Source organism: Desulfobulbaceae bacterium, assembly GCA_015231515.1.
Lineage (GTDB): Bacteria > Desulfobacterota > Desulfobulbia > Desulfobulbales > VMSU01 > JADGBM01.
Window position 1 is genome coordinate 1,762 of record JADGBM010000206.1, and the last position, 972, is coordinate 2,733.

General features: G+C 42.5%; 2 protein-coding genes. Both read right to left on the reverse strand.

Translation table 11 applies throughout. The features are described from left to right. A partial coding sequence (locus HQK80_16310) for a hypothetical protein (protein ID MBF0223753.1) occupies nt 1-494 on the reverse strand: 494 nt, incomplete at its 3' end. A 21-nt stretch (nt 495-515) separates the two neighbouring features. Then, the coding region (locus HQK80_16315; protein MBF0223754.1) for a hypothetical protein at nt 516-972 on the reverse strand (457 nt) is incomplete at its 5' end.

The window sequence follows — 972 nt, forward strand, 5'->3', positions numbered from 1 at the left end:
ATATCTCCGATACGCCCCTCAATAAGCTTGATCGCAACGGTACCCCCCTTAACTTCCTGCACCGGCAGGATAGCTTTGGCAAGATAGCGGTTTTTAGTTCGATACAGTTCATTAATCCTCTCGACCGCCTCAAAGAGATCGTCAATGGCAATTTCACGCCCCTCATAATCTTTGGTTATATCCTGGAGTTCCTCGGCAGTTAGAATCTCCGAAGGCCCAATATCAAAGGTACTGACTGAGATTTTCCGTTCAACTTTTTCAGGTTCTGCCGCCTTTGGCTCCTCAGGCTTTTCAATCAGTTGCTGATCAGCCTTTTCATCTTTTGTTTCTTTCACTTTTTTCTGTAAGCGGTAATAATCCATTGTCTCCAGTGCTCGCTGCTGCACTGCGCCAGGTTCATACGTCGTTGGATTCGCTGCGAAAACCTGTTCAGAACTGCAAAGAAAAGATGGACAAACTAAGAACGCCAATAGACACGAGTATTGTTTTTTCATTTGTTCTTCCTTGAACGAAATTTATTGAACTATTTGCATAGATGTTAACAGCTCCAGCTCTTCCTCATCTTCAATCTCTTCATCCTCATCTTCTTTCAAACTATTTTCGTTATACTGAACAGGGTCGACACTGTACCCTTCAAGAACTATCAGCGGCACAAAACTATTAGTCCTGTTGCTGTTTTCCATGTCTGCTTTATTAAAGGCAGTTTCACTCTTGTTGAGAGGGTCATTAAATTCAGGAGTCCCTAAAGCCCTTGGGTCACCGTTAACGGTAACACTCACACGTTTATACCCTTGAACAGCGCTTGTATTAATACTATTTTCCCGCTCCAGGGCTAAAGTAAAAGGACCAGGAGCAAAAAGTTGTAGGTCATAAAAGCCTGACAACTGGTTGTTGATATTGTCATTATCTAAAAGAACTGCATTGTTCCTCGTGTTGAATCTTCCTCGATTGATAACAAGCCCCTGTTTAATA